Here is a 25,872-nt window from a genome sequence, read left to right as displayed (position 1 = left end):
GCAGCATTCAGCGTCTTCCTGCGCTACACTCCCCCTGTCCTGTTTCCTGACTGTCGCAAGGGTGGTTCCTGATGTCCCTGTCCGTCTGGTTGATGTTCATTCCCGCCGTGTTCCTGCTGAACATGGCCCCCGGCCCGAACAACCTGCTGGCGGTCAGCAATGCCGCCCGCTTTGGCTGGCAACGGGCGGTGATTGGCGGGCTGGGGCGGGTTCCGGCCTTTACCCTGCTGGTCGGCCTGACGGTGGTCGGGCTGGGGGCGGTGCTGGCCGCCTCTGAACATGCGTTCGTGGTGCTGAAGGTGGCCGGTGCGGCCTATCTGATCTTTCTGGGCATCAAAATCTGGCGTGCCCCGGTCGCGGTCCTTCAGCCCGACAGCCTTGCCGGGTCACAGGCGACAGGCACACAGGGTGCCTTGTGGCCGATGGCACGGCGGGAATTCGTGATTGCGATCAGCAACCCGAAGGCCATCCTGATCTTCACCGCCTTTTTCCCGCAGTTTCTGGATCGCACGCAGGACAGCAGCCCGCAACTGCTGCTGATGGGGGCGACCTTTCTGGTGCTGGAAGTCGCTGCGCTGATGATCTATGCCGCAGGCGGGGCCGGAGCCGGAAAGTTCCTGTCCAGCCCGCGCGGGCAGCGCCTGTTCAACCGGGGCACCGGTGGGGCGCTGGTGGCAGCGGGAACCGCGCTGGCCTTCAGTCGGCAGGGGTAAGGGCCTCCTCCCCTCTGACACCAACCTGTCCTCCACGCTTTCGCAAGGCCGCTGTGCATGACTGCACAGCGGCCTTGTCATGTGCAGGGGTGTTTAGAGCGTTTTCAGTGCCGCATTTTCCGGGCCGTTGACCGGAGACGGTCAACTTGAAAATGCTCCCCCTTTTAGTGCCGCATTTTCCGAGCCGTTGACCGGAGACAGTCAACTTGAAAATGCTCTATTGCCGATAAAAAATTTCTGCCCGGACGATCGGAAGGCCCTTGCGGAGTTTCGATATATCGACTATGTTTCGTTATATCGAAAGAACATCGAAAACAGTCGATAGACCGTACCGATCTGCTTTCCCTGCTCCGCTGCCCTCCCTTGAGGACACGGGCTTTTCCGACCTTACCCCCGCTTGAAATCACACAAGGACACATCCCATGTTCAGGAAACATGATTTTTTCAACCGCTCTCCGCGCGACCATGCCACTTGCGACCCCACCGAGGGGCATCGCCGTCACGCCCGCAAGCCGTCGTGGCTGGATGGGGACGACATGCCCCGGGGACGCGGGCACGGCGGCCCCCATGGTGGCCCCGGCAGTCGTCTGGGGCGGCTGTTTGCCCACGGCGACCTGAGTCTGGTCGTTTTGTACCTGCTGACCGAAAAGCCGCGTCATGGCTATGAAATCATCAAGGCGATCGAAGAAATGACCAATGGCGCCTACACCCCCAGCCCCGGCACGGTTTACCCGGCGCTGACCATGCTGGAAGAACAGGGCTTCGTCGAAGTCACCCCCTCGGATGGCAACAAGAAACTGCACACCCTGACCGATGCGGGCCGCAGCCACCTGCACGACAACGACAGCACCCTGAAAGCCCTGCTGGCCCGCCTGTCGATGGCTGGCAAGGACCACGGTCACGGCCCGTCGCCGCGCCTGATGCGGGCGATGGAAAACCTGAAAATGGCCCTGCGCCTGCGCTTGGGGGCCGGACACCCCGATGAAGCACAGCTTCAGTCAATCGTTGATATTCTGGATCAGGCCGCACGCGACATCGAACGGGTCTGATATCCCCCCCCTGCCCCGACGTCTGGAGGACGCAATGGACAACTGGATCCGCTCCCGCTTGAAGCTGCTGGCCCGCTCGGGTAGTCTCGGACAGTCAGATACACCAGCCCCGCCGGTGCCGAACTGGGTTCCGTCAGCCGATGCGGTGCCCCCGCCGCAGCGCAGCAAAGAGCCCCGGCCGGAGCGCCCTCAGGACAACGGATAATGCCTCACTGGCCCCGCCTCCTCCCCCTGCTGCTCCCGGCCCTGATCGGCATCAGTGCCTGTGGTACCGATCACCCCGCCGAACCGCCCCTGCCGACCATTCAGGCGCTGGATGTCCCGCGCTATATGGGGACCTGGTACGAGGTGGCAAAATACCCCAACCGGTTCCAGAAGGACTGCGTTGGCGGCAGCCGGGCCGACTACACCGCGCAGGATGATGGCAGCGTGCGGGTGATCAACCGCTGCCGTCTGGCCTCCGGGGCCGACACCGAAGCCATCGGCGAAGCCCGCCAGATCGGCGATGCCCACTCGCCAAAGCTCGAGGTCCGCTTTGCCCCTGCGTGGCTGGGCTGGCTGCCTGCGGTGTGGGGCAAATACTGGGTGATCGACCTTGATCCGGCCTATCAGGTGGCGGTGATCAGCGAGCCGAGCCGGGAATACCTGTGGGTGCTGTCGCGCACCCCCACCCTGGACCCTGATACCCTGAACGCCACGCTGGCACGGGTGAAAGCCAAAGGCTTTGATCTGTCAAAGGTAACGCTGTCGGCGCCGTGATGCGCCCCGCCCTGAGGCACGGCTCCCCTTGACTTGTTTTATGAACGCGTTTACTAAACATGTTCATCGAATAAAAGTGAGGGATCATGCCGCGTGTCCGCATGAGCGACGCCGATATCGCCGCCGCCAGAAAAAACATCCTGCAACAGGCCGCCGAAATCGTCCGCAAGGTCGGTTTCGACGGCCTGTCCATGCGCGTTCTGGCCGATCATCTGGGGGTCAGCCCCGGCGCGCTGTACCGCTATTTCCCCAGCAAGACCGAGCTGCTGTGGGCCTTCTGGGCCGAAGGCATCGACCAGTTGCGCACCGTGTTTGCCACCCTGGACGCCACCATCGCCGATCCCGTTGGGGCCATCCGGGCGATGATGCACGCCTACGCCGATTTTTGTCTGGCCGATGCCCACCGGTTCCAGTTGCTGTTCCTCAACCCGGCCCTTGAATGCGCCGATGCCCTGCAACGGGACGCCAGCAGCTTTCTGCCCTTTGAACTGCTGGTCAAACGGGTGGCACAGGCGGCGGACAGCGGCATTCTTCCCCCCGGCGATCCCCAGCAACAGGCCGCCATCCTGTGGGCCAGCGCCCATGGAGCCATCACGCTGGTGATGACCATGACCGAGCTGGATTTTGGCGACCCCCACGCCTTCATTGCACACACCGCCGAAGCAACCTTGCGCGGCCTGTCGACTGCGGGAGCAACCCCATGAACATCCTGATCACCGGTGCGGCCCTGGTCGCCCTGACCCTGCTGGCTGGCTGCTCGGAAGAAAAGACTGCCGCCCCCAAACCGGTGCGCCCGGTCAAAACCGTCAGCGCACACTTTCAGGATCTGGGGCAAACCATCGAACAGACCGGCGAAATCCGCCCGCGTCTGGATGTGCCGATGAGCTTTCGCCTGAACGGGCAAGTGCTGTGGCGGATTGATACCGGCAGCCGGATCAAGGCAGGCGATATCGTCGCCCGGCTGGACAAGACGCCGACCCGCAACGCCCTGCTGTCGGCGCGTGCCGATCTTGCCAGCGCCAAGGCCGCCCTTGAGCTGGCCCAGACCTCGGCGGAACGGCAGCGCAAGCTGTTTGCCAGCAACTTTGCCGCACAGGCCCAGGTGCAACAGGCCGACGCCAACCTGAACTCGGCGCGCGCCCGTCTGGATGCGGCGCAGGCCGGGCTGGCAACAGCGGAAGAAAACCTGTCCTACACCGAACTGCGCGCCGCCAATGACGGCATCGTCTCGGCGGTGGGAGTGAATGCCGGGCAGGTGGTCAGCGCCGGACAGACGGTGGTCACCGTCATTGCCGGAGAACAACGCGATGCGGTGTTTGATTTGCCGGAAAGTATGATCAGCCACGCCCGCGAAGGCATTCCGGTCACCGTCCGGCTGGTTTCCGACCCGACCGTTCGCACCGCCGGGGTGGTGCGCGAGATCACGCCGTCGGCGGACCCAACCACCCGCACCTATCGCGTCAAGGTCACGCTGGGAGACGAAGCCGCCGCCATGCCGTTTGGCGCGGCGGTGATCGGAACCGCCTCGCTGCGGGAAAAGACGCTGGCGGTTTTACCGGCCTCGGCCCTGACCCGCCACGGCGAACGCCCGGCGGTGCTGGTGGTCGATCCGGCCACCCACACCCTGCGCTATCACGACATCCAGCTTGAACGCTTTGACGAAGACAGCCTGTTCATCAGCGGCGGCCTGACCCCCGGCGATCTGGTGGTCACCGCTGGGGTCAGCAAACTGCGCGATGGCGAACTGGTGGCGCTGGAAGCACAGAACGGCAGCACGGGAGGCCCGCAATGAGCCGCCGGGGCACGGGGTTCAACCTGTCGGCCTGGACCCTGAAACACCAGTCGCTGGTCATTTTCCTGATGCTGGCAGTGATGCTGGGCGGGGTGATGAGCTATCAGCGCCTGTCGCGCAACGAAGACCCGCCGTTCACCATCAAGGTGATGGTGGTCAGCGCCCAGTGGCCGGGGGCATCGACCACCGACATGACCAATCTGGTGACCGACAAGCTGGAAAAACGGCTATCGGAAACGCCACACCTTGATTTCACCCAAAGCTACACCCGCCCCGGCCAGACGGTGATTTTCGTCAACCTGCGCGACACCACCCCGCCGGGACAGGTGCCCGACATCTGGTATCAGGTGCGCAAAAAGGTCGGCGATCTGGCCCCGGACTTGCCTGCCGGGGTGCTGGGGCCATTCTACAACGACGAGTTCGGCGATACCTTTGGCAGCCTGTTCGCCTTTACCGGCGACGGTTTTTCCCTGCGCGAGCTGCGCGACCGGGTGGAACGCATCCGCTCGGAACTGCTCAGCCTGCCCGATATCGGCAAGGTCAACGTGCTGGGGGTGCAGGAAGAAGAAGTGGTGATCACCTTCTCGACCAGCAAGCTCGCCAGTCTGGGGCTGAATCCCTCGACCGCCATTGATGCCCTGCGGGCACAGAACGCCGTTACTCCGGCGGGAGTGGTGCGCAGTGGCAGCGAGAACATCAGCCTGCGGGTCAGCGGCGCCTTTGCCTCGGAACACAGCCTGAGCGACCTGACCCTGTCAATCGGGGGCCGCTTTGTCCGCCTGAACGATATTGCCTCGATCGAACGCCGCCTCGAAGACCCCGCCGCCCCGTCGGTGCGGGTCAATGGCGTGCCGGTGATCGCGCTGGCCATTTCGATGGCCGATGGCGGCAACCTGCTGTCCTTTGGAGCGGCCCTGCACGCGCGCATGGAGGCCATCGCCGCCGGTCTGCCGCATGGCATCGAGATGAGCCAGATTGCCGACCAGACGACGGTGGTGAAAGAGGCCGTTGGCGGCTTTGTGAAGGTCCTGCTCGAAGCGATTGCCATCGTGCTGGCGGTGTCATTCGTCTCGCTCGGCACCCGCGCCGGGCTGGTGATCAGTGCCGCCATTCCGCTGGTGCTGGCGATGACCTTTGTCGGCATGGAACTGACCGGCATCGGCCTGCAACGCGTCTCGCTGGGGGCGCTGATCATCGCCCTCGGGCTGCTGGTCGATGATGCGATGATCACCGTGGAATCAATGGTCTCCGGGCTGGAACAGGGGCAGGACAAGGCCACCGCCTCGTGCCGGGCCTATGACACCACTGCCTTTCCGATGCTGACCGGTACGCTGGTGATGATCGCAGGCTTCATCCCGGTCGGCTTTGCCGCCTCCAGCGCCGGGGAATACACCTTCTCGCTGTTCATGGTGGTGCTGATTTCGCTCGTCTGTTCGTGGGTGGTGGCGGTCCTGTTTGCCCCGCTGCTGGGAACGTGGATTCTGCCGCGCACCCTGCGCCATCACGGCCATCAGGAAGGCCGCTTGTTGCGCGGCTACCGGCAGATTCTGGACTGGGCACTCAGCCACCGCTGGCTGACCCTGACCGCCGCCCTGCTGGCCTTCGCGATTGCGCTGGTCGGGATGACCAAAGTCGAACAGCAGTTCTTCCCGGCGTCCGACCGCCCCGAGTTGCTGGTCAATCTGGCCCTACCGCAAAATGCCTCGCGCGAGGCCACCGACAGCCGCGCGCAGGCGCTGGAAGCGGTGCTGGCCCAGGACCCCGACGTGGTGCGCTTTACCACCTATGTCGGGTCGGGGTCGGTACGCTTCTATCTGCCGATGGACCTGCAACTGGAAAACGACAACGTCAGTGAAACCGTCGTCGTCACCAAGGGCATCGCCGAGCGGGATCAGGTGCGCAAGCGGCTGGCAGCGGTGATGGAGCGGGATTTCAGCGACATCATCACCCGCGTCTCACCGCTGGAGCTGGGGCCGCCGGTGGGCTGGCCGCTGAAATACCGCGTCGCCGGTCCCGACTTTGCCACCGTGCGCGGGCTGGCGGCACAGGTGGCAGCGCTGGTGGCCGATGATCCGCACACCCGTGACATCAACCTCAACTCCGGCGAGCCGCAACGCCGTCTGACGGTGGCGGTCAACCAGATCGAAGCCCGCGCCCTCGGCCTCAGTTCGGAAAGCATCGCCAGTGCGCTGGCCTCGGTGTTTGCCGGTCAGACGGTGACCGCCGTCCGCGATGGCGACCGCCTGCTGAACGTGGTGGTGAAAGGCAACGACGACGAACGCACCTCGCTCGCCACGCTGGGGAACCTGATGTTGCACACCGGCGATGGCCGCTCGGTGCCGCTGCGGCAGGTGGCCACCCTGTCCTATGGCTTTGAAGAGCCGATTGTCTGGCGGCGCAACGGCAAGCCGGTGATCACCGTGCAGGCCGATGTTGCCAAGGGCATTCAACCGGCGACGGTGGCGATGGCCCTGAACGAGCGGATCGCCGACCTGCGGAGCACGCTGCCGTTCGGCTATACCATCGAAGCCGGTGGCATCACCGAAGAAGCCGCCAAGGGCAGCGATTCCGTCTTTGCGGTGGTGCCGGTGATGCTGCTGGTGATCGTCGCCCTGCTGATGGTGCAACTCCAAAGCTTCAGCCGCATGGGGCTGGCGGTGGCAATGGCTCCGTTCGGCCTGATCGGGGTGGTGGCGGCGATGCTGCCCAGCGGTGCCCCGATGGGTTTCGTCGCCCAGCTTGGCGTCATCGCCCTGTCGGGGATGATCATCCGCAACGCGGTGATCCTGATTCAGGAAGTCGATCACAACATCAGCATCGGCCTCGAACCACCGGTCGCCGTCACCACCGCCAGCCTGCACCGCTCGCGCCCGATCGTGCTGACCGCCTGCGCCGCCATTCTGGGGATGATCCCGATTTCCGGGCAAATCTTCTGGGGACCGATGGCCTATGCGATGATCGGCGGTCTGGCAGCCGCCACCGTGCTGACGCTGGTGCTGCTGCCCTGCTTCCTGCTGTGGCTGCTGGAATCCGAAGCCCGGCGGCGGGCGAAGGCCGAGGCGGCTGTAGTGGTGAGCTGAGGGGAGAGGGGCGCGGCAATGAAGCGGGGTCGTGGAGCGCTGCTCCACACCTCGCCGGGGCCTTGAGGCCCCGGACCCCATTCCTTTGATCATAAAAGAAAAAATGAGGGTTCGGGGGCATCCCCCGAACGGGTGCGGGCGGTAGCCTGCCCTTCCCCCCCTAAAACAAACTCTCCTGCCGCCCGTCCCCGGCCTTGCCCTTGCGGGCCGCCGGACGGCGGGCGGGGGGCTCTGCCGGGCCGGGGGCCGAGCCATCATCGAGCGGGCCATGCACCTGCGCCGATACGTCGCCATCGTGGAACTGCACCCGTACCGCCCCGGCGGCCACAGCGGCGGCTTGCCCGGACAGAACCGCGCCCTGCTCATCGCGCACCAGCGCATAGCCCCGGCGCAAGACGGCCTCGTGCGAGCTGGCCTGAAGCCGCTCGCTGGCGGCGGTCAGGCGTTGCGACAGGTCGGCCAGACGCCGTTCAAAGGCCTGGTGCTGGCGCTGCCCCAGCCCCTCAAGGTCACGCTCGGCCCGTGCCATGCCGTTCAGCACCCCGTCAGGGCGCAGGCGGGTGGTCAGATGGCCCAGCCGGGTTGCCTGATCGCGCATCAAATAGTCGCTGGCCGAGCGCAAGGCAGCGGCGGTTTGCCCCAACTGCGCCTGCTTGGCGGCGATCTGCTCGCGCGGGCTGCGCAGGGCCGCGCCCAAATGGCGGACCTCGGCCAGACGGCGATCGAGATAGCCGCGCCCGGCGCGGGTCAGGCGTTCGCTGCGCTCATCCAGCCGCTGGACCTGCTCTTCCAGCAGGCGTTCAATCGGCGGCAAGCCGCGCGCCAGCCCTTCGAGGCGCATTGCCCGTTCTGCGATCAGCCGTCGCAGGCTGCCGGTCAGCCGCTGGCCGCCCTCGTGCACCTGAGCCAGCAGGTCCAGCCGCACCGGCACCACCATTTCGGCGGCTCCGGTGGGAGTCGGGGCGCGCAGGTCGGCGGCAAAGTCGCACAGGGTGGTATCGGTTTCATGGCCGACCGCCGAAATCACCGGGATGTCCGAGGCCGCCACCGCCCGCACCACCAGTTCTTCGTTAAAGGCCATCAGGTCTTCCAGCGAGCCACCGCCACGCGCCACGATCAGCACATCCGGGCGCGGCACCGCCCCCCGGCCATCGGCAGGCAGGGCATTAAAGCCCGCCACCGCCCGCGCCACCTGCTGGGCGGCACCCTCGCCCTGCACCAGCACCGGCCAGACCAGCACATGCACCGGAAAGCGGTCGTTCAGGCGATGGAGAATGTCACGGATCACCGCCCCGGTCGGGCTGGTGATCACCCCGATGGTGCGCGGCAGGAACGGCAGAGGCCGCTTGCGTTCAGGAGCAAACAGCCCTTCGGCGGCCAGACGGCGGCGGCGCTCTTCCAGCATCTTCAGCAGGGCACCCTGCCCGGCCAGTTCCATGCTTTCGATGACGATCTGATAGGATGACCGCCCCGGATAGGTGGTCAGGCGACCGACGGCGATCACCTCCAACCCTTCCTCCGGGCGGACCGACAGCCTGCTGTAACTGCCGCGCCAGATGATGGCGTCAATCACCGCAGAGTCGTCTTTCAGGCGCAGATAGCAATGCCCCGACCCGGCCAGCTTGGGCTGGCTGATTTCGCCGCGCACCCGCACATGGGAATAGGTCTCCTCGACCGTCCGCTTCAGCGCGGCGGACAATTCCGAGACAGAACGCGCCGGAGCATTATGAGAATGCTCGGCGTTGGCGGAGGGGGCAGCGGCCTCAAAAAGGCCGCGATCATCGGCAGGACTGGTCATGGCTGACAGTTATGCTACAAACAGGCGGCGGCGTGAATGCCTTAAGATGATACAAGATGCGAAAGGGTTTCCGATGAAAGTCCTCGTGGTTGGCTCCGGTGGTCGTGAGCATGCCCTGTGCTGGGCGATTTCCCGCTCGGCGCTGTGCGACAGCCTGTTCTGTGCGCCGGGGAACGCCGGAATTGCCCAGGTTGCCACCTGCGTTCCGCTGAATGTCGAAGACGTTCCGGCGGTGGTGCAGTGGGTGAAGGACAACGCCATCGACTTCGTGGTGGTCGGCCCGGAAGCCCCGCTGGTGCTGGGGCTGGTCGATGCGCTGGCCGACGAAGGCATCAAGGCGTTCGGCCCCAAGGCCGGAGCGGCGGCGCTGGAAGGCTCCAAGGGCTTCATGAAGGACGTGCTGCGCGATGCCGGTGTGCCGACCGCGTGGTATGGCCGCTTTACCGACATCGACAGCGCCAAGGCGTTCGTGCGGGAAAAGGGCGCGCCGATCGTGGTCAAGACCGATGGTCTGGCCGCCGGTAAGGGCGTGATCCTGTGCCAGAGCGTTGCCGAAGCCGAACAGGCCATCGACGAAATGATGGGCGACAAGGTGTTTGGCGATGCTGGCAACGAACTGGTGATCGAAGAATTCCTCGTCGGCGAAGAAGCCAGCTTCTTTGCCATTGCCGACGGTGAAACCGCCATTGCGCTGGTCGCGGCGCAGGATCACAAGGCGGTTGGCGACGGCGATACCGGACCCAACACCGGTGGCATGGGGGCTTACTCCCCGGCTCCGGTGTTCACCGATGCCATCCGCGATCAGGTGATGGAAACCTGCATCCTGCCGACCGTCCGCCACATGAAGGCCATCGGCCATCCCTATACCGGTGTGCTGTTCTGCGGCCTGATGATCACCGCCAACGGCCCGAAAGTGCTGGAATACAACGTCCGCTTTGGCGACCCGGAATGTCAGGTGCTGATGATGCGCCTGCAAAGCGATGTGCTGGCCACCCTGCTGGCCGCCGCCGAGGGCCGTCTGGGCGATATCGTGCTCGACTGGTCCGACGACACCGCGATGGTGGTGGTGATGGCCGCCGAAGGCTATCCGGGTACCTACGTCAAGGGCAGCGAGATCAAGGGGCTGGACGCCGCCAACGCGGTGGACAATGCCATCGTGTTCCATGCCGGGACCAAAACCGGACCCAACGGTGAAATCCTCGCCAACGGTGGGCGGGTGCTGGGCGTGGCGGCTCGTGGGGCCACCGTGCGCGCCGCACAGGCCAGCGCCTATCAGGCGGTCGATGCCCTCGACTGGCCCAAGGGCTTCTGTCGGCGGGATATCGGCTGGCGCGCCGTCGCCCGCGAACAGCACGGCGAATAGAGCAACAGGAGAGGCGGCGGTGTGGACATCAACTGATCCCGATGTGGTGGTCTGCACCGCTGCCGACAGCGGCTATTTTGACCTGCTGCGCGATCTGGTGCGCTCGTTGCGCCAGCGGGCACAGGCCCAGCCGCATGTGCTGGCAGTGCTCGATCTCGGCCTGACCCCGGACCAGCAGGACTGGGTGCGCCAGCAGGGTGCCCGGCTGGTGGAACCGGGCTGGGACGTGGAGTTTCCCTCGCGTTCTGAACAACCGGGGCATTTCCGCTCGCAGATCGTCCGCGCCTTCCTGCCCCGCCACTGCCCCGGCTTCCAGACCTATATCTGGCTGGATGCCGATACCTGGGTACAGGATGGCGCGGTGCTGCACTGGCTGGTGCAGGGGGCTGCCGATGGCCGGATGGCGCTGGTCGAGGAAATGCACTCGGCCTACAAGAAAATCCATGACCAGCGCGAGATGTCGCAAAAGGCCCTGTTGATCCAGCGCTACTATGGTGCGGCGGATGCCGAACGCTATGGGCTGACGCCGTCGCTGAACTCGGGGGTATTCGCCCTGCGCGCCGATGCACCGCACTGGGCCGTCTGGGGGCAGGAAATCAGCGCCCTGTTGCAGCAAGCGCCCACCCGCTTTGTCGATCAGATGGCGCTGGAACGCACCATCCATGCCCACCGCCTGCCCGCCTGCTATCTGCCCGCCCGTGCCAACTGGCTGGTCAGTCAGGCCATCCCGGCCTTTTGCCCGCAGCGGGGGATGCTGGTCGATCCGCTGCCGCCGCACGACCCGCTGTGGGTTCTGCATCTGGCGCTGGGAGCAAAAGACCTGACCCTGATCATCCCGATGCTGGGTGAACCGGACCGCGAGCTGATTCTCAGCGCCCGCCTGTCAGAGATTGGCCCGCTGGTCGGACTGGGCTAAATGGCCCGCGCCCCCCGCCTGCTGCGCTTGCTGGCCCTGTTGCGCCAGTACCGCCACCCGGTCAGCGGGCAGGCTCTGGCCGAACAGCTTGATGTCAGCCTGCGCACCGTGTACCGCGACATTGCCACCCTGCAAGAGCAAGGGGCCGACATCACTGGCGAGGCCGGTGTTGGCTACCTGCTGCGGCCCGGCTTTCTGCTGCCGCCGCTGATGTTCTCACCGGAAGAGCTGGAGGCGCTGGCGCTGGGCTGTCGCTGGGTGATGCAGCAAACCGACGAGCCGCTGGCCGATGCCGCCCACAGCGTGCTGAGCAAAGTCGCCACCGTCCTGCCGCCCGACCTGCGCGAGACCCTCGAAAGTGCCAGCCTGCTGATCGGCCCGTCGCCCGCCCCCGAACCAGAGCGGATCGACCTTGCCCTTTTGCGCGATGCCATCCGCCGCGAACGCAAGCTGAACCTGTCCTATCAGGATGCCAACGGCAGCCACAGCCAGCGGATTGTCTGGCCGGTCGGCTATGGCCTGTTCGCCCGCGTGCGGGTGCTGATCGCCTGGTGCGAGGCCCGGCAGGGCTTCCGCCATTTCCGCACTGACCGCATTCAGGCAATGACCGTACTCGACGCCCGCATGCCCCAGCGGCGGCGGGCGTTGCTGACGGCCTGGCGCAAGGCCGAAGGCATCAGGGCCGGGCGGTTTTTTAGCTAAAGCATTGTGCGAAAAGTGGGAACCGGTTTTCGCACAATGCGACAGAACAAAAAATTAGACCCGCGCACTGCTGACAAAAACTGTCAGCAGTGCGCGGTAGTCTCCCTCCTGTCGCCACTTCCAACAGGAGCCACCACAATGACCGCCCTGCCCTATATCCTGCTGTACGTCGAAGACCCGCGCCAGAGCGCCACCTTTTACAGCGCCCTGCTCGCCAGCCAGCCGGTTGAGGCCAGCGACACCTTTGCCCTGTTCGTGCTGGACAACGGCGTCAAGCTCGGCCTGTGGGCCCGGGCCAAGGTGCAGCCCGCCGCCACGATGACCGGCGGCGGTTCGGAATATGCCATCAGCGTTGCCGACGAAACCACCCTGCTCCAGACCCTCGCCGACTGGCAGGCCGCTGGCGCCACGCTGGAGCAGCCGGTAACGGCGATGGACTTCGGCCTGACCTTTACCGTCAGCGACCCCGACGGCCACCGCCTGCGGGCGTTTGTTCCGGCCACCATGCCGCAGGCATAACGCCAGCAGAACAAAACCGGAGAGCCATTTTCAGGCTCTCCGGTTTTGTCATTCATTCATTCATTCACACAACAGGCCGATCAGACAGGCTCTTTGGTGCTTTCCGCCACTGCCTGCTTTTCCAGCGTGCGATAAGCCTGTTCGATCAGGTCCACCACCGGCTCGGCATCGGCGAAGCGGTCGGTATTGATCACCAGATCAAAGCTGGTGGCATCGCTGTTGCGGCGATGGAACAGTTCCCACACGAAACGGCCACGGTTGGCATTGATCTCTTCGATCTGTGCCCGCGCTTCGGCTTCGCCCAGATGATGGCGGGCCATCACACGTTGCAAACAAACCTCGGGCGAGGCGGTAATGCGCACCCGCAAAGCGCACGAGGTCGACAGGATCACGTTCGCGCCACGACCGAGAATGATGCCGCCAACACGCCCCAGACTCAGGATCACATTGACCAGTTGGGTGCGATAGGCGTCTTCGGTCAGTTCCTTGCCGGTGAACAGACGCACCAGCCACATGTCGCGGGCCCGCGCCACACATTCATCCAGCATCTTCAAGGTCTGCGGGTCGGTATCCAGCCGCTCGGCCACCTTGTCGAGGATTTCCCGGTCATAAACCGGCACACCCAGCCGCTGCGACAGGCCGAGAGCGACCTGACGCCCCAAGGCCCCATGATCGCGCGACAGGGTGATCACCGGCTTGGCCGGTTTGTGCATTTCATGATGCGGGTCCAGCACGGTGCTGGACAGCAGGGCCTGAATGGCAGAGTGCAAAGTGGTGGTCATGACACCCCTCCCTGACGGGGTTGCAACGTCCCGCTGCGCGGGTTTGTGACGCAGCCTCTGAACGTCCTTTTATGGGCTGATTATACCACCGATACCCACCTTATCCAAATGGTGAATAAGATGTGCCCAAAAGTGGCCACTCTCGGTGTATCGACATTATACAAGCGAGCCCCCCACTATAGAATATATATGTATTATTGTGGGGTTTGCGACAAAAGGCCTATAAGGCGTTGCTCTGGCTGGACTTGCGCCAGACCTATATCGACCTGCATAATAATCGCTTCACAAGCCCAAGAGGACCATCCAAAAGTCCCGTCAAAAAAGGCAAACAGGCCCGCTCGCCTGCCCGCAGCGAGGCCACTTCCGGAGGAAAACCCATGCGTATGGCCCCCATCCTTGCCGCCCCCGACGGGGTGATGCGGTCTGCCCTCGAGGTCGGTTCACCGACTCCGTCCGGAGAGCGGAATGCACAGCAGATGGCCGAGACCATCGGTGGCCTGTGGGATAATCTGGCAAACGTCAGTTCAGAGCTGGATCACGTCTCGTCGCGGATCAGTTCGCACGTCGAACAATTCGCCGACCTGCGCTCTGCCGCCGAACACATGGCGTCGACCAATGCCGACATTGGCCATGCCGCCCGTGATGCCGAAGAGGTCAGCCGTCAGGTTCTGGACCGGGCCAATGCCTCCAGCAGCACCATGCAGCAGGCCACTCGTGAAATCCAGACGCTGGTCGGATCGGTCAACCAGATTGAAACCTTCCTTGGCGGCCTGTCCACCGCCCTGCAACGGGTTTCCGATGTGTCGCAGGAAATCGAGGCCATTGCCCGCCAGACCCGCCTGCTGGCCCTGAACGCCACCATCGAAGCCGCCCGCGCCGGAGAAGCCGGCAAGGGCTTTGGCGTGGTGGCGGGTGAGGTCAAGGCGCTGGCGCAACAGACCAGCAATGCCACCTCGCACATTGTCGAAACCGTCGGTCAGCTGTCGACCATCATCAGCGAACTGAACGACGAAAGCGCCTCGTCGATCACCCGGGCGGGGACCGTCGAACAGGCCACCGGCACACTGGCCGAGACCATCGCCACCCTCAGCAGCGAAATTTCCCAGATGGCGCACCGCATCAGCACCATCACCAGCGAGGCCGAGGAAAACGAGGAAAGCTGTCGCGGCGTGGTGCAGGCCCTGGGCACCCTGACCACCGAGGTCGAACACGAAAATACCGCCCTGCGCGGGGCGGCCCAGCAGGTCACCAGCGTGATGTGGGAAACCCAGAAGGTGGTCGAAACCGCCTTGCTGGCGGGCTATCGCACCGCAGACTCGCTGTTCCTTGATGTGGTCAGTGAAGGCGCGCGCCGGATCACCCAGGCCTTTGAACAGGCGATCGAGGCCCGCCAGATCAGCCTCACCGACCTGTTCGACGAACGCTATACCCCGATTCCCGGCACCGATCCCCAGCAGGTGACCACCCGCTTTACCGAGCTGACCGATCGCCTGCTGCCCACCATTCAGGAAGAGCTGCTGACCCGCAACAGCAAGATCCTGTTCTGCGTTGCCGTTGACCGCAACGGCTATCTGCCGACCCACAATCGCAAATACTCGCAGCCGCAAGGCAAAGACCCGGTGTGGAACGCCGCCAATTGCCGCAACCGCCGCATCTTTAATGACCCCACCGGTCTGGCGGCCGGGCAGAACACCAAACCGTTCCGCCTGACCAGCTATCGCCGTGACATGGGCGGCGGGCAATTCGTGATGTGCAAGGACCTGTCCGCCCCGATCACCATTCAGGGCCGCCACTGGGGCGGCTTCCGCATGGGCTATCTGCTGTAATACAGTCCCGGCCAGTAATCATCCCCCTGTCTCGGCTGTCAGCGCCGAATGTGCCCTCCTCCCTTGCAGGGGAGGAGGCGCTGCGCTATATGACCCCGCCGTGACAGGAGATACCCTAATGCCCATCCGCACAGCGCGGTTCCATATCGGTCAGATTGTCCGCCACCGGGTCTATGAATTCCGGGGCGTGGTCTATGATGTTGACCCGACCTTTTCCAACAGCGAGGAATGGTGGCAGTCCATCCCCGAGGACATGCGGCCATCCAAAGACCAGCCGTTTTACCACCTGCTGGCCGAGAACGAGAACGGCCCCTACATGGCCTATGTGTCGGAACAGAACCTGCAGGAAGACGAAAGCGGCGACCCGGTCGATCACCCCGACGTCGAGGTCTATTTCGCCACGCTGGAAGACGATTATTACGTCCCCCTGCCGCACGTCCTGAACTGATGCCTGCCCGGTAAGACTTCCTCACCGGACAGGCTGCCCCTGATCAGGGAGTCTCCGCCGTCACGGCATCCCCGGCAGGACGTTTGCGCCAGCGGTCGAGACTGGCCAGCAAGGCTCCACCGACGATCAACAGGCACGACAGGGCGACGCCCCAGTTCAGGGCCCCCGGCCCGAACACAATCAGCAACAGCGTCGACATCAGCGGCACCGCATACGACAGGGTGCCCAGCAACTGGATGTCCCCGTGCTTCATGCCGATATCCCACACAAAGAACGCCCCACCCGCAGGCCCCAGCCCCAACAGCAGCACCAGCCCCCACTGGGTGAGCGATTGCGGTAACCCGGCCGGTTCAAACAGGGCATGGCAGACAAAGGCCAACACCGCGCCAACGGCACAGAACCCACCGACAGCGTCGGTCGGCACGGTGGCAAACAGGCGGGACAGCACCGAATAGGCCGCCCACACCACCGCTGCGGCCAGCGCCGCGCCATAACCAACGGCATATTGCGGGTCAAAGCTCAGCCCCTGGCCGCTTTTACCCAGCACCAGCACCACCACCCCGATCAGCCCCATCAGGGTGCCCCCGATCTGGAACCAGTGCAGACGGTGGCCGGGCAAAAAGCCGGAAAAGAACACGATCAGCAACGGCCACAGATAATTGATCAGGTTGGCTTCGACCGGCGGTGCGCTTTGCAGGGCAAGGAAGATCAGGACGTGATAGCCAAACAGCCCGAAAATCCCCAGCGCCCACGCCCGTAACGGCTGACGCAGGTGCACCAGCGGCGATTCCCCTTTGATCAGCCACTTGATCACCGCCAGCGAAGCGGCAATGGTAAAGGCCAGACCGACCATCAGGAACGGCGGTACAGTCCCTGCCCCCACGGTCAGAATGGCCAGCGTTGCCCACGACACCAGGGCCAGCACACCGGTTGCCGTTGCCTTGCCGCTGGACGGATGCACAGTGTCAGTCACAGTTCGGGTTCCATATCAGAGGGATACGCGACAGCCCCTGCTGTCAGGCCGGGCCACCGACATGGATAGCGGTTTTTCTGCTTTCTGTCCTATTGGAATCCACCCTGCCGTGTTCCCATGTTACTTGGCGGAAGCAATATACCATTTCATTCCATTCCCGGTTAGAATGCCTTGTTCCCCCCCACTTCGACAGGAAGGGGGCACTGTCGACCGGTCGCCCGTCCAAGGAAGATATCATGGCCCTTTTCCAGAACTTGCGCATCTTTCCGAAAATCCTGCTCAGCATGGCTCTGCTGCTGGTGATCAACACCGCCGTCATGTTGTTCATGCTCGGCAAGATGGGGGACATGGCCCACCGGTCCTCGGAAATGAGTGGAGGCGACCAGCGCGTGCAGGTCGTTCTCGAAGCCAAAAGCAACATCATTGATGCCAGCCGTCTGGCCCGCACCTTCTTTCAATCGCTGTCTGACAGCGACCTGAATGCCGCCAACAGCCTGTTTGCCACCGTGCTGAAACAGGCCGGCTCATTGCCTGACAGCACCGCCACCCTTGCCGCCGTCAAGGCGTTTCAGGACGGTTTTACGCCGATGGCCCAAAACGCCCGCAGCCTGTACAGCCTGAAGGTCGACAAGGTCACCCCGCTGGGGATCGAGGTCCGCAAAGGTTTGTCCGAAGCTGCCAAGCTGGCAAAAGACAGTGGCGATTATCGCCTGGCGGCACAGATCGGCACCATGCAGGAAAAACTGTTGCTGGCCCGCCTGCGCATCCAGCGCTACTTCGACGTCTCGAACGAAAAGGACCTCGACGCCACCCGCAAGGCCCTGCAGGAACTGAACGAGCTGATCGCCAGCGAGCAGAAAAAGGGCATCACCGCCCCCGGCGTCAATGAACAGTTGAACCTGTCGCTGTCGATCATGCCGGGCTGGATTGACTCGTTCAACAAGGCCGTCGAGGACTCCCGCGCCGTTTCGACCTATCTGAACGAGACCTTGCCCAAAAACGAACAGCAGGTGGTTGCTGCCATCCGCTTGATCGCCGACAAGGCCAGTTCTGACATTCAGGCTCTGGAGCAGCAGGTGGCCAGCGAAAGCGGACAGGCGCGCCAAACCGCGATCATGGTGATGGGACTGGTGCTGCTGGTCACCGTCGGGGTGGCCCTGATCCTTGCCCGCCATATCGGTGGGGCCATGCAGGACATGACCCGCGTCGCCTCGGCCCTGTCCGAGGGGCACAGCGCCATCGACATTCCGCGCACCGGCCAGAAAGAGGAAATCGGGGCGATGGCGCGCGCAATGGCCGTCCTGCGCACCGAGGTCGCCGAAGCCTTTCGCCTGCGCCAGATGGTCGAGGTTCAGCCTGCCCGCGTCATGCTGTGCGACCCGTCAACACTGGTGATCACCTATGCCAACAAAGCCGCCCGCGACCTGCTGGACCACATGCTGGCCCCGCTGGGCAAAAGCTCGCGCGATGCCGTCGGCGCCAGCGTGATGTCGTTCCACAAACGGCCAGAGATGATCGAAAACCTGCTGCGCGACCCGAAAAACCTGCCCTATCGCGGCAAGTTCACCATGGCCGGTCTGGTGATCGAAAACTACGTCACCCCCACCTATGACCGCGACGGCAGCTATATGGGCCCGATGCTGAACTGGGATGACGTGACCAAATACGTCAAGCTGGCCGACGACTTCGAAAGCAAGGTGCGAGCCGTTTCCTCGTCGGTCGCCAATGCCGCCCAGGGATTGACCAGCGCCGCCGGGCAGATGGGGACCATCTCGACCGACGTCAGCGAGCGGGCCGCCGGAGTGGCATCTGCCGCCGAAGAGATGGGGGTCAACGTGCAGACCGTCGCCTCGGCCACCGAGCAACTGTCCGCCGCCGAAGCCGAAATCGTGCGCAGCGTCGGGGAATCGGCCAACGGAGCCAAGCAGGCATCACAGGCTGTTGACGATGCGGTTATCACCGTCGAAGGGCTGGCCAAGGCCGCTGCCGAGATTGGCGAAGTGGTCCAGTTGATCACCGACATCGCTGAACAGACCAACCTGCTGGCGCTGAACGCCACCATCGAAGCGGCCCGCGCGGGCGATGCCGGCAAGGGCTTTGCGGTGGTCGCCAACGAGGTCAAACAACTGGCCGCGCAAACCGCCCATGCCACGGAAAACATCCGCGTGAAGGTCGACGACATCCAGATGGCCACCCGTGGCGCGGTCAGCTCGATCAATGGTGTGCAGTCAACCATTACCCGCCTGCGCGAACTGGCTGCCCAGGTGGCCCATGCCGTCGAAGAACAAGGCGCTGCCACGCGGGAAATCGCCCACAACATCCATCAGGCATCGCAGGCAGCCCACGACGTGACGGTCAACATTTCGCAGGTGGCAACACAGGCCAGTTCTGCCACCGAACAGACCAGTTCCATCCGTCGCGCCGCCGAAGAGCTGGCCGTTGATGCGGGCAGTCTGGATCAGGAAGTGGAAAAATTCCTGCATGGCATGCGCAAACTGTAAGCGTCCCCCCACCATATGAGCACAAACAGCGGGGCCCCTCACCGGGCTCCGCTGTTGCGTTCGGACTGGCACAATTCAGGGAGATCGCCAACCGGCCCTTGTCGGACACCGGTTCTCCCCCTACGGTCGGTATCCCCTGTTACCAATGACCGTTGTGTGCCGTGAACCAGACCCTGATCATCGTTACTCCCGTTTTTGCCATCATGGCCTGTGGCTGGCTGTTCGCCCATCGCCAGCTGATCAGCGACGCCGGTATCAACGGGATCGTCAATTTCATTTTTTATCTGGCTATCCCGGCGGTGATCTTTCGCACGCTGGCCAGTGGTTCGGTACAACAGCAGTTCAGCCCGTCGCTGTTGCTGGCCTATTATGGCGCAGCCATCCCGCATTTCCTGTTCTGCTGGTGGGTCTCCCGCCGCCTGTTCCGGCAAGCGGTCGATACCAGTTCGCTGGCCGCCATGGCCGGAACCTTTTCCAATCTGGTGCTGATTGGCCTGCCGTTGATCCAGCGGGCTTACGGAACGGCCGGGCTGGTGCCGGTGATGCTGATTGTGATGGTCCATTCCCCGATCCTGTTCACCCTGACCACGCTGGGCGTCACGCTGGGGCGATCAAACGGAGCCGCTGGCGGGATCGGGCGGATTGTGTGGAACAGCCTGCGATCGGTGATCAGCAATCCCATCGCCGCCGCTGCGCTGGGGGGACTGGTATACGGCAGTCTCGGGCTGCCCTTTCCGTCGTTGCTGAATGACACACTGGCCTTGCTGGGCGAAGCCGCTGCCCCGACCTCGCTGTTTGCCGTCGGAGCCACCCTCGCCGCCTGCAAACTGGGCGGCGACCTGATCGAAGCGGTGGTGATGGCGGTGCTGAAGGTAACCGTCCTGCCGATGCTGGTCTGGCTGCTGACCCGCTACGTGATCGACGTGCCGTCGGGCTGGTCCACCATCCTGATCCTGTCCGCCGCCATGCCCACCGGAGCCAATGCCTATGTGATGGCCCGCAAGTACAATTGCTATACCCAGCGGGCCACCGCCATTGTGGTGCTGTCAACGGTGATTTCGGTGTTTACGCTGACGGCTCTGATTGCCCTGCTGCCGCCGTTGTAAGCCTGCCTGCCGATGGCAACTGGACAATCACCTGCAACCCGCCCAACAGCGGAGACCGCCCAAGGGTCAGGGTGCCATTGGCGGCACGGGTCAGGTCATCGACGATTGACAGCCCCAGCCCGCTGCCGGGCTTGCTTTCATCCAGCCGCCGCCCGCGTCGCAGAACGTCGTCAAAGCGGTCTTCGGGGATGCCCGGCCCGTCATCGGCAATCACCAGTTCGAGGCACATCCCCCCCGAGGCAAAGCGCCCCTGCCGGGCCCGCACCTGCACCTGTCCCCTGGCCCATTTACAGGCGTTTTCCATCAGGTTGCCGAGAATTTCTTCCAGTGTCTGGGCATCGCCGCGAAAGGTCGGCGGCGCTTCTTCCAGCACATCAATACGGCAGTCACTCAACCGTCCCAGCACCCGCGACAGGCGGGTCAGCGAAGGCGAAACCGGCGTTTTCAGACCACGGGCCTCGCCCGCCGCCTGTGCGCGGGCGCGGGCCAGATGGTGGTCAACCTGCCGCCGCATCAACTCGACCTGCTGGGTGAGCAAGGCACTGCCTTCATGATCGCCGCGTTCGGCCAGCGCCACCGCTTCGTTGGCAATGATCGCCAGTGGTGTTTTCAGGCCATGGGCCAGATTGCCCGCCGTTTCGCTGGCGCTGCTCATCATCCGCGCGTTGCGGTCCAGCATGGCGTTCAGGTCTTCGACCAGCGGCATCACTTCGCGCGGATAGGTTCCCAGCAAGCGGCGGTTCTGGCCATTGCCAACCGCCGCCAGCGCCCCACGCAGGCGACGTAACGGACCCAGACCAAAGGCAATCTGCGCCCAGGCCGCCCCGACAATCCCCACCGCCAGCACCACGAACGACCAGCTGAGGGTGCGGGTAAAGGCGTCGATCAGCCCTTGCAGCTTGCTTTCATCCCAGCCGACCATCAGGCGCAGCGGCTTGTCATAGTCCGGGAAGGTTACCATCCGCTCGGCAATCAACAGGCGGCTGCCGGTCGGGCCAGTGGTGGTGTGGGTCTGAATGTCACCGTCGCCGTTGGCGGGCACCGGCAGATGCGGCACCTGCAGCACGCCATCCCACAACGAGCGGGAGCGCAACACACCGCGCCCGTCCGCCGTCTCGATCTGCCAGTACAGGCCGGACAAGGGACGATGAAACTGCGGTTCGGACAGCGGTTGGCTCAGCGAGGCATTGCCGCTGGCATCGACCTCGGTATAGGCCACCAACTGGTTCAGGTCGGTGATCAGTCGCTCGCGGATCTGGTCTTCGACATAGGCGACGAACAGCCCGCGCAGCACCACCACCGCCACCGCCAGCGCGGCAAAGACCCAGATGGCCGCCCCCAGCATCAGGCGCAGGCGCAGGCTGCCCCGGGACTGGGCTGTCGGTTCAGCCGATGCTGTCGGCGGGGTGGCAGTATCAGGCATCCGGCGGGTCCAGACGATAGCCCAACCCGCGCACGGTATGGATCACATCCACCCCCAGCTTGCGGCGCAGGCGGCCGATGAACACTTCGATGGTATTGGAATCGCGGTCGAAATCCTGGGCATAAAGGTGCTCGGTCAGCTCGGTGCGCGAAATCACCTTGCCGGGATGGTGCATCAGATAGCTGAGAACCCGGTATTCGTGCGAGGTCAGGGTAATCGACATGCCACTGACCGTCACCACGCCAGAACGGGTATCCAGCCGGACCGGGCCACAGGTCAGTTCCGCACTGGCGTGACCGCTGGAGCGGCGGATCAGGGCCCGCAGGCGGGCCAGCAATTCTTCCATCTGGAACGGTTTGGCCAGATAATCATCAGCCCCGGCATCAATGCCATCGACCTTTTCCTGCCACGAGGCGCGCGCGGTCAGCACCAGCACCGGCAACCCGCGCCCGGCCGCCCGCCAGCGTTTCAGAATGGTCAGACCGTCAATCTTGGGCAGGCCGAGATCGAGAATGATGGCATCATACGGCTCGCTGTCGCCAAGGTACCAGCCCTCCTCGCCATCATGGGCGCTGTCGGCGACATAGCCTGCGGCTTCCAGTGCCCGGCACAACTGGGCATTCAGGGTTGGTTCGTCTTCCACGACCAGTAAACGCATCAGAACGTATCCTTATTCCCAGATCCAGCCCAGCCAGCGATCATACCATGCCCGCTCGGGGGCGGCAGGTGGAGTGCTTGCCGGGGGAGGTGGTGGCGCCCCTTCAGGGGCTTTCCCGTCACGCCCCGGCGCGTCAGGAGACGAGGGTTGCGGCAGGGGTGGGGGACCATCCGATGAAAACCACCCCGGACCCCGGCGGCGGCCCTCATCCTTGTCGCCATCGCCATGGCGGCTTTCCATCCGGCGACGGGCTTCCTCCAGCGCGGGCGGCAAAGTATTGCGATCCCCCTTGTACCAGGTCAGCAACCCGTGGCCCTTGGCTTTCATCAGTTCGGGGCGCTCGGCGTTGTAGTACAGTTTGAGGATGCTGCCGTCCGGGGCCAGCATCTTCAGTTCATAGCGCCAGGCGTCATCATGGTGCTCCAGCTCGGCTTCCAGCATCTGGCCCTGAAAATCACGCTCGGCAACCTCGAGGATCGCCCGCAACGAGACGATCTGGCCAGCCTGCAAGGCTGCACGGGCTTCATCGTGGTCTTCGGGGGTCAATCCCAGCAGCCAGCCCGGACGCGGCGGCGGGCCGGGCATCATTCCAGGCGGAGGCGGCGGAAAGTCACGCTGCCCCGCGCCACGCGGCATGTCTGGCCGCTGGCGGGGTGGGCGGGGATCGTCATCGTCGTCCCTGCGATCATCGTGGTCCCCATGGTCATCCCCATGGTCATCATCGGCATGGGCCGACGCCAATACCACAAAGGACGGAAGGGACGAGACACCATTGCTGGCCAGAGTCCCCGCAAAGACAGCCACGGCCATCGGTATGAGGATGATTTTTCGCATCGGATTGTTATAGCTGATTTTGCTGAATGGTATCTGAATTTCTGCTTCAGAGTCCGTTCAGGTTGCGATGGCTAGTGTTGGCGTCATCAGTTCAGCGGAGCAGCACAGGAGCACAAACGATGCATCGGACAACGGTATGGGGCGCGACCCTGACGGCACTGGGCGTGGTGATGCTGACCGTTGCAGGCAGCCTGAGTGTTGCCGCCGAAGATCGCCCGCCGTCGATGGCGCCAGCGATGATGGCAATGTTTGACCGCAACGGCGACCAGATGATTTCCCGCGACGAACTGCGCCAGCATTTTGACGCCCGCTTTGACCAGATCGACAGCGACCACAGTGGCGACCTCAGTCTCGATGAATTCAAGGCCGCCCCGCCCGACATGCCAAGGGGTGGCGAGGGAGCCCCGCCGTCTGGCCGTGGCCCCGATGACCGGAGTGGCCCCAAAGGCCCGCCGCCGGATGGCGGCCGGGGCCCGAAGGAAGGTCGTCAGGACGAGATGTTCAAGGCAATGGACCGCAACGGCGACGGCATCGTCAGCCGCGAAGAGTTCCACGACGCCGAACGCCACCGTTTCGAGGCGCTGGACAAAAACGGCGACGGCCTGATCTCGCTGGACGAACTGGAAGCAATGCCGATGCCCGGTGGCCCGCCGCCGAAGCGTTAACCCGCAAATCCCGAGTAACCGCAAGGTTACGAGAATGATTTCCACCCCATGACAGGGCATATCCCGGCTTTGTCATGATCCGCCTGCCTCCCCCAACCGTGCCGGTCGGGGGAGGATCCCTCCCACTCACCTCTCTCTTGTAACTTCTGTTCCTATTCACACCCAACTCAAACGCCCGTTCGTTTCCCTCACGAACGGGCGCCTTTTTTATTTCACCATGGCTAGACGGCGTTGACATTCAGGATTCCCACGGGCCCGGATAACTCTACTGCAGCACCCCATTAAAAAGGGGAGGATTACCCGCCCTCTACTGCGAGCGCAACCTCGTCGAACGCTTCTTCCTAAAAATCAAGCACTTCCGGCGGATTGCAACACGCTACGATCAGACCCCAAGGGCGTTTCTTTCCCTATTGTGTCTCGTCAGAGCATTTATCTGGACCCGATGAATGTCAACGCCGTCTAGAACTACTTCCGGCTTGATCAACGTTTTTCCTTCTAGGAATCTAGAACTCTTGCATATACTATATATACGTACTAGTCAGCTTACTGACGGACGTGGAGTGTAAATGTCTACAAGTTTAAACTTGGTGATTTATCAACGTAATGGCGATGATTTGGTCGAAGAGGGTATGCGCACTGCGAGGTGTGAGCAAATCCCCCTGTCAACTCTGAATACTATTAGAGAAAAATTTCCTTCTCAGAAACGCAATATTTATTATGATGGTGCCAAAGAAGATTTTTTTGAGATTGATTACTTTGCTAGGGATGACGTCCCCAAAATCATCAATTGGCTGAGAATCATATTCAACAATTTACTCATTCATGAGTACAAGTTGCTAAATTCAGAGGCTGATACGCCATTTTCCCAGCCGAAAGACTCAAATCTTACTTTATTTAATAACCTTCCTAGCCAGAGGGAATTGGATCCTACATCAGTAGCCATTGCAAAGTTTCGGATTCTTATCAGCCTCATTGATATTTTTAGTGAGATGCAGGCAAAGTACGTCACCGAGCCTGGTGCAATTCTGAAGCTAGGGTGATAGAAATGTGTTCAACTGAAATCGGTGGGACTCCAGAGAATACTCCAGTCACCAAGACCCCGGTTATCGCCCCCGTCTCAGCTGTGGCGACTGCTGACATTGCAAGAAAGGCAGAGCATAGATGTCTTTCCGCGCTATCAACGCGCGCTCTGCATACCGCAACTTTAGAAGTCACGAGACCATCAGTCACCAATTCCCCAGACGGCGGACATGACATTGACGTGGTAGGAAGTTCTGAAGAAGTAAAAGAATTAGTCGGCACAATGACTGGGATCGAACCAGAGAAACTAAAATTTCTGGGTAGCGACACTAATACCGGAAAGATTAATGTAAGAATTGACGTAAAAAGCGGGAAAACAGTTTCTGCTGATATGATTGATAACCATGCTGCCAATTCAAGTAGAAGCCCAACATTCCACGTTCATCTCTTACTTTTCACTAACCCAGAACTCAAGATCACCAAGGAGGCCCAAAAAAAACTTAGCCAACAGAAGGATAGTTTTGAAAATATAGGGGTTTTGATTGATGTGGTTCAGCCGGAAGGTTTGAAGCGGATCGAGACTGAGAATAAGGCCCGCGCACTGAGTGCGGACCATGAAGCTAGTGGACAGAGCGAATCAGAGCCTAAATAGCAGTAGTTGGAAGATTCTCGATAAACTCGACTCACTTTCGGAGACATCGAACAAATACAGCACCTTACCGATAAATCCTTGTGGCGTCTGACTTTAATTTTATTACGCCACTCGCAAGAGCTATGACTGCGTAGAATCGCAGAACTGCCCCCTCTTTATGGCACCAAGTTGCTGGTGCTTTATTAGGACCTAGCAGCAAGGCCGTGAACATTTATCCGGTGGCTCTGGGTCGCAAGCCGACATCCATCGTACCTGCAGGCGAGGCCTTAGTTCTATAGGGCGAGAGAACGGGC

Annotated in this window: 23 protein-coding genes and 1 pseudogene; 18 read left to right on the top strand and 6 right to left on the bottom strand. The window is 62.7% G+C overall.

All coding sequences use genetic code 11. The features are described from left to right. Positions 1-71 precede the first annotated feature (71 nt). The 6 genes from BW995_RS08705 to BW995_RS08680 all read left to right on the top strand — a co-directional run bounded on the left by BW995_RS08705 (position 72) and on the right by BW995_RS08680 (position 7,393). A complete protein-coding gene (locus BW995_RS08705) occupies positions 72-713 on the top strand; it encodes a LysE family translocator (RefSeq protein ID WP_076399815.1) in 642 nt (213 codons plus the stop codon). A gap of 422 nt (positions 714-1,135) precedes the next feature. Next, positions 1,136-1,762: a PadR family transcriptional regulator gene (locus BW995_RS08700; protein WP_084194696.1), complete on the top strand. Its 627-nt coding sequence runs from the start codon at positions 1,136-1,138 to the stop codon at positions 1,760-1,762. Positions 1,763-1,966: 204 nt separating this feature from the next. After that, entirely contained in the window at positions 1,967-2,521 is a 555-nt protein-coding gene (locus tag BW995_RS08695; RefSeq protein WP_076399814.1) for a lipocalin family protein, read from the top strand. An 86-nt stretch (positions 2,522-2,607) separates the two neighbouring features. Beyond that, entirely contained in the window at positions 2,608-3,225 is a 618-nt protein-coding gene (locus BW995_RS08690) for a TetR/AcrR family transcriptional regulator (RefSeq protein ID WP_076399813.1), read from the top strand. Further along, positions 3,222-4,313: an efflux RND transporter periplasmic adaptor subunit gene (locus tag BW995_RS08685; protein ID WP_076399812.1), complete on the top strand. Its 1,092-nt coding sequence runs from the start codon at positions 3,222-3,224 to the stop codon at positions 4,311-4,313. Before BW995_RS08690 ends, BW995_RS08685 begins: the two co-directional genes overlap by 4 nt. Then, positions 4,310-7,393 (top strand): efflux RND transporter permease subunit, encoded by a 3,084-nt coding sequence (locus BW995_RS08680; protein WP_076399811.1) that lies wholly within the window; start codon positions 4,310-4,312, stop codon positions 7,391-7,393. The genes BW995_RS08685 and BW995_RS08680 overlap by 4 nt, the downstream gene beginning before the upstream one ends. Positions 7,394-7,553: 160 nt before the next feature. On the opposite strand, the gene xseA is transcribed toward BW995_RS08680, so the two are convergent. Continuing rightward, positions 7,554-9,191: an exodeoxyribonuclease VII large subunit gene (xseA, locus tag BW995_RS08675; protein WP_076399810.1), complete on the bottom strand. Its 1,638-nt coding sequence runs from the start codon at positions 9,189-9,191 to the stop codon at positions 7,554-7,556. Positions 9,192-9,264: 73 nt separating this feature from the next. Between xseA and purD the strand changes: the two genes are divergently transcribed. The 4 genes from purD to BW995_RS08655 all read left to right on the top strand — a co-directional run bounded on the left by purD (position 9,265) and on the right by BW995_RS08655 (position 12,691). Continuing rightward, entirely contained in the window at positions 9,265-10,554 is a 1,290-nt protein-coding gene (purD, locus tag BW995_RS08670; RefSeq protein WP_076399809.1) for a phosphoribosylamine--glycine ligase, read from the top strand. A 19-nt stretch (positions 10,555-10,573) separates the two neighbouring features. Next, positions 10,574-11,470, top strand: coding sequence for a hypothetical protein (locus tag BW995_RS08665; protein WP_076399808.1), 897 nt, complete (start codon positions 10,574-10,576; stop codon positions 11,468-11,470). Next, positions 11,471-12,172 (top strand): helix-turn-helix transcriptional regulator, encoded by a 702-nt coding sequence (locus tag BW995_RS08660; protein ID WP_076399807.1) that lies wholly within the window; start codon positions 11,471-11,473, stop codon positions 12,170-12,172. Between the two features lie 138 nt (positions 12,173-12,310). After that, positions 12,311-12,691, top strand: coding sequence for a VOC family protein (locus BW995_RS08655; RefSeq protein WP_076399806.1), 381 nt, complete (start codon positions 12,311-12,313; stop codon positions 12,689-12,691). Between the two features lie 80 nt (positions 12,692-12,771). Here the strand turns inward: BW995_RS08655 and BW995_RS08650 are convergent, their stop codons facing one another. Beyond that, complete coding sequence (locus tag BW995_RS08650; protein WP_076399805.1) at positions 12,772-13,473, bottom strand: cytidylate kinase-like family protein; 702 nt, start codon at positions 13,471-13,473, stop codon at positions 12,772-12,774. A 377-nt stretch (positions 13,474-13,850) separates the two neighbouring features. Between BW995_RS08650 and BW995_RS08645 the strand changes: the two genes are divergently transcribed. Both BW995_RS08645 and hspQ read left to right on the top strand, forming a co-directional pair. After that, a complete protein-coding gene (locus tag BW995_RS08645; RefSeq protein WP_084194695.1) occupies positions 13,851-15,299 on the top strand; it encodes a methyl-accepting chemotaxis protein in 1,449 nt (482 codons plus the stop codon). Positions 15,300-15,417: 118 nt separating this feature from the next. Continuing rightward, complete coding sequence (gene hspQ, locus BW995_RS08640; RefSeq protein ID WP_076399804.1) at positions 15,418-15,747, top strand: heat shock protein HspQ; 330 nt, start codon at positions 15,418-15,420, stop codon at positions 15,745-15,747. A 43-nt stretch (positions 15,748-15,790) separates the two neighbouring features. Here hspQ and yddG read toward each other — a convergent pair whose 3' ends face one another. Continuing rightward, positions 15,791-16,720 (bottom strand): aromatic amino acid exporter YddG, encoded by a 930-nt coding sequence (yddG, locus tag BW995_RS08635; protein ID WP_084194694.1) that lies wholly within the window; start codon positions 16,718-16,720, stop codon positions 15,791-15,793. A gap of 236 nt (positions 16,721-16,956) precedes the next feature. On the opposite strand from yddG, the gene BW995_RS08630 reads away from it, so the two are divergent. Together BW995_RS08630 and BW995_RS08625 are read left to right on the top strand one after the other, a co-directional pair. Next, positions 16,957-19,221 (top strand): methyl-accepting chemotaxis protein, encoded by a 2,265-nt coding sequence (locus tag BW995_RS08630; RefSeq protein ID WP_076399803.1) that lies wholly within the window; start codon positions 16,957-16,959, stop codon positions 19,219-19,221. Positions 19,222-19,382: 161 nt separating this feature from the next. Then, the gene (locus BW995_RS08625; protein ID WP_076399802.1) at positions 19,383-20,327 is read left to right on the top strand and encodes an AEC family transporter; all 945 of its coding nucleotides are present in this window, start codon (positions 19,383-19,385) and stop codon (positions 20,325-20,327) included. Here BW995_RS08625 and BW995_RS08620 read toward each other — a convergent pair. Genes BW995_RS08620 through BW995_RS08610 form a run of 3 tightly spaced genes read right to left on the bottom strand, consistent with a single transcriptional unit; the run spans position 20,287 to position 23,212 of the window. Further along, the gene (locus tag BW995_RS08620) at positions 20,287-21,750 is read right to left on the bottom strand and encodes a sensor histidine kinase (protein ID WP_076399801.1); all 1,464 of its coding nucleotides are present in this window, start codon (positions 21,748-21,750) and stop codon (positions 20,287-20,289) included. The genes BW995_RS08625 and BW995_RS08620 overlap by 41 nt on opposite strands. Further along, positions 21,743-22,408 carry a response regulator transcription factor gene (locus tag BW995_RS08615; RefSeq protein WP_076399800.1) on the bottom strand — a complete coding sequence of 222 codons (666 nt, stop codon included), beginning with the start codon at positions 22,406-22,408 and terminating at the stop codon, positions 21,743-21,745. Before BW995_RS08615 ends, BW995_RS08620 begins: the two co-directional genes overlap by 8 nt. A gap of 12 nt (positions 22,409-22,420) precedes the next feature. Further along, positions 22,421-23,212, bottom strand: coding sequence for a PepSY domain-containing protein (locus BW995_RS08610; RefSeq protein ID WP_139332835.1), 792 nt, complete (start codon positions 23,210-23,212; stop codon positions 22,421-22,423). Positions 23,213-23,361: 149 nt separating this feature from the next. On the opposite strand from BW995_RS08610, the gene BW995_RS08605 reads away from it, so the two are divergent. From BW995_RS08605 to BW995_RS20440, 4 genes and pseudogenes are all read left to right on the top strand, one after another. Beyond that, positions 23,362-23,907: an EF-hand domain-containing protein gene (locus BW995_RS08605; protein WP_076399798.1), complete on the top strand. Its 546-nt coding sequence runs from the start codon at positions 23,362-23,364 to the stop codon at positions 23,905-23,907. Positions 23,908-24,209: 302 nt separating this feature from the next. Next, positions 24,210-24,353: pseudogene (locus BW995_RS08600) on the top strand (IS5/IS1182 family transposase); the annotation flags it as partial. A 120-nt stretch (positions 24,354-24,473) separates the two neighbouring features. Continuing rightward, positions 24,474-24,947, top strand: coding sequence for a hypothetical protein (locus tag BW995_RS08595; protein ID WP_076399797.1), 474 nt, complete (start codon positions 24,474-24,476; stop codon positions 24,945-24,947). 5 nt (positions 24,948-24,952) lie between these two features. Beyond that, positions 24,953-25,579 carry a hypothetical protein gene (locus BW995_RS20440; protein ID WP_139332834.1) on the top strand — a complete coding sequence of 209 codons (627 nt, stop codon included), beginning with the start codon at positions 24,953-24,955 and terminating at the stop codon, positions 25,577-25,579. Positions 25,580-25,872 lie beyond the last annotated feature (293 nt).

It is taken from the genome of Insolitispirillum peregrinum (assembly GCF_900156605.1).
Taxonomy (GTDB): domain Bacteria; phylum Pseudomonadota; class Alphaproteobacteria; order Rhodospirillales; family Rhodospirillaceae; genus Insolitispirillum; species Insolitispirillum peregrinum.
This window is presented reverse-complemented; position numbering and strand designations above follow the sequence as displayed.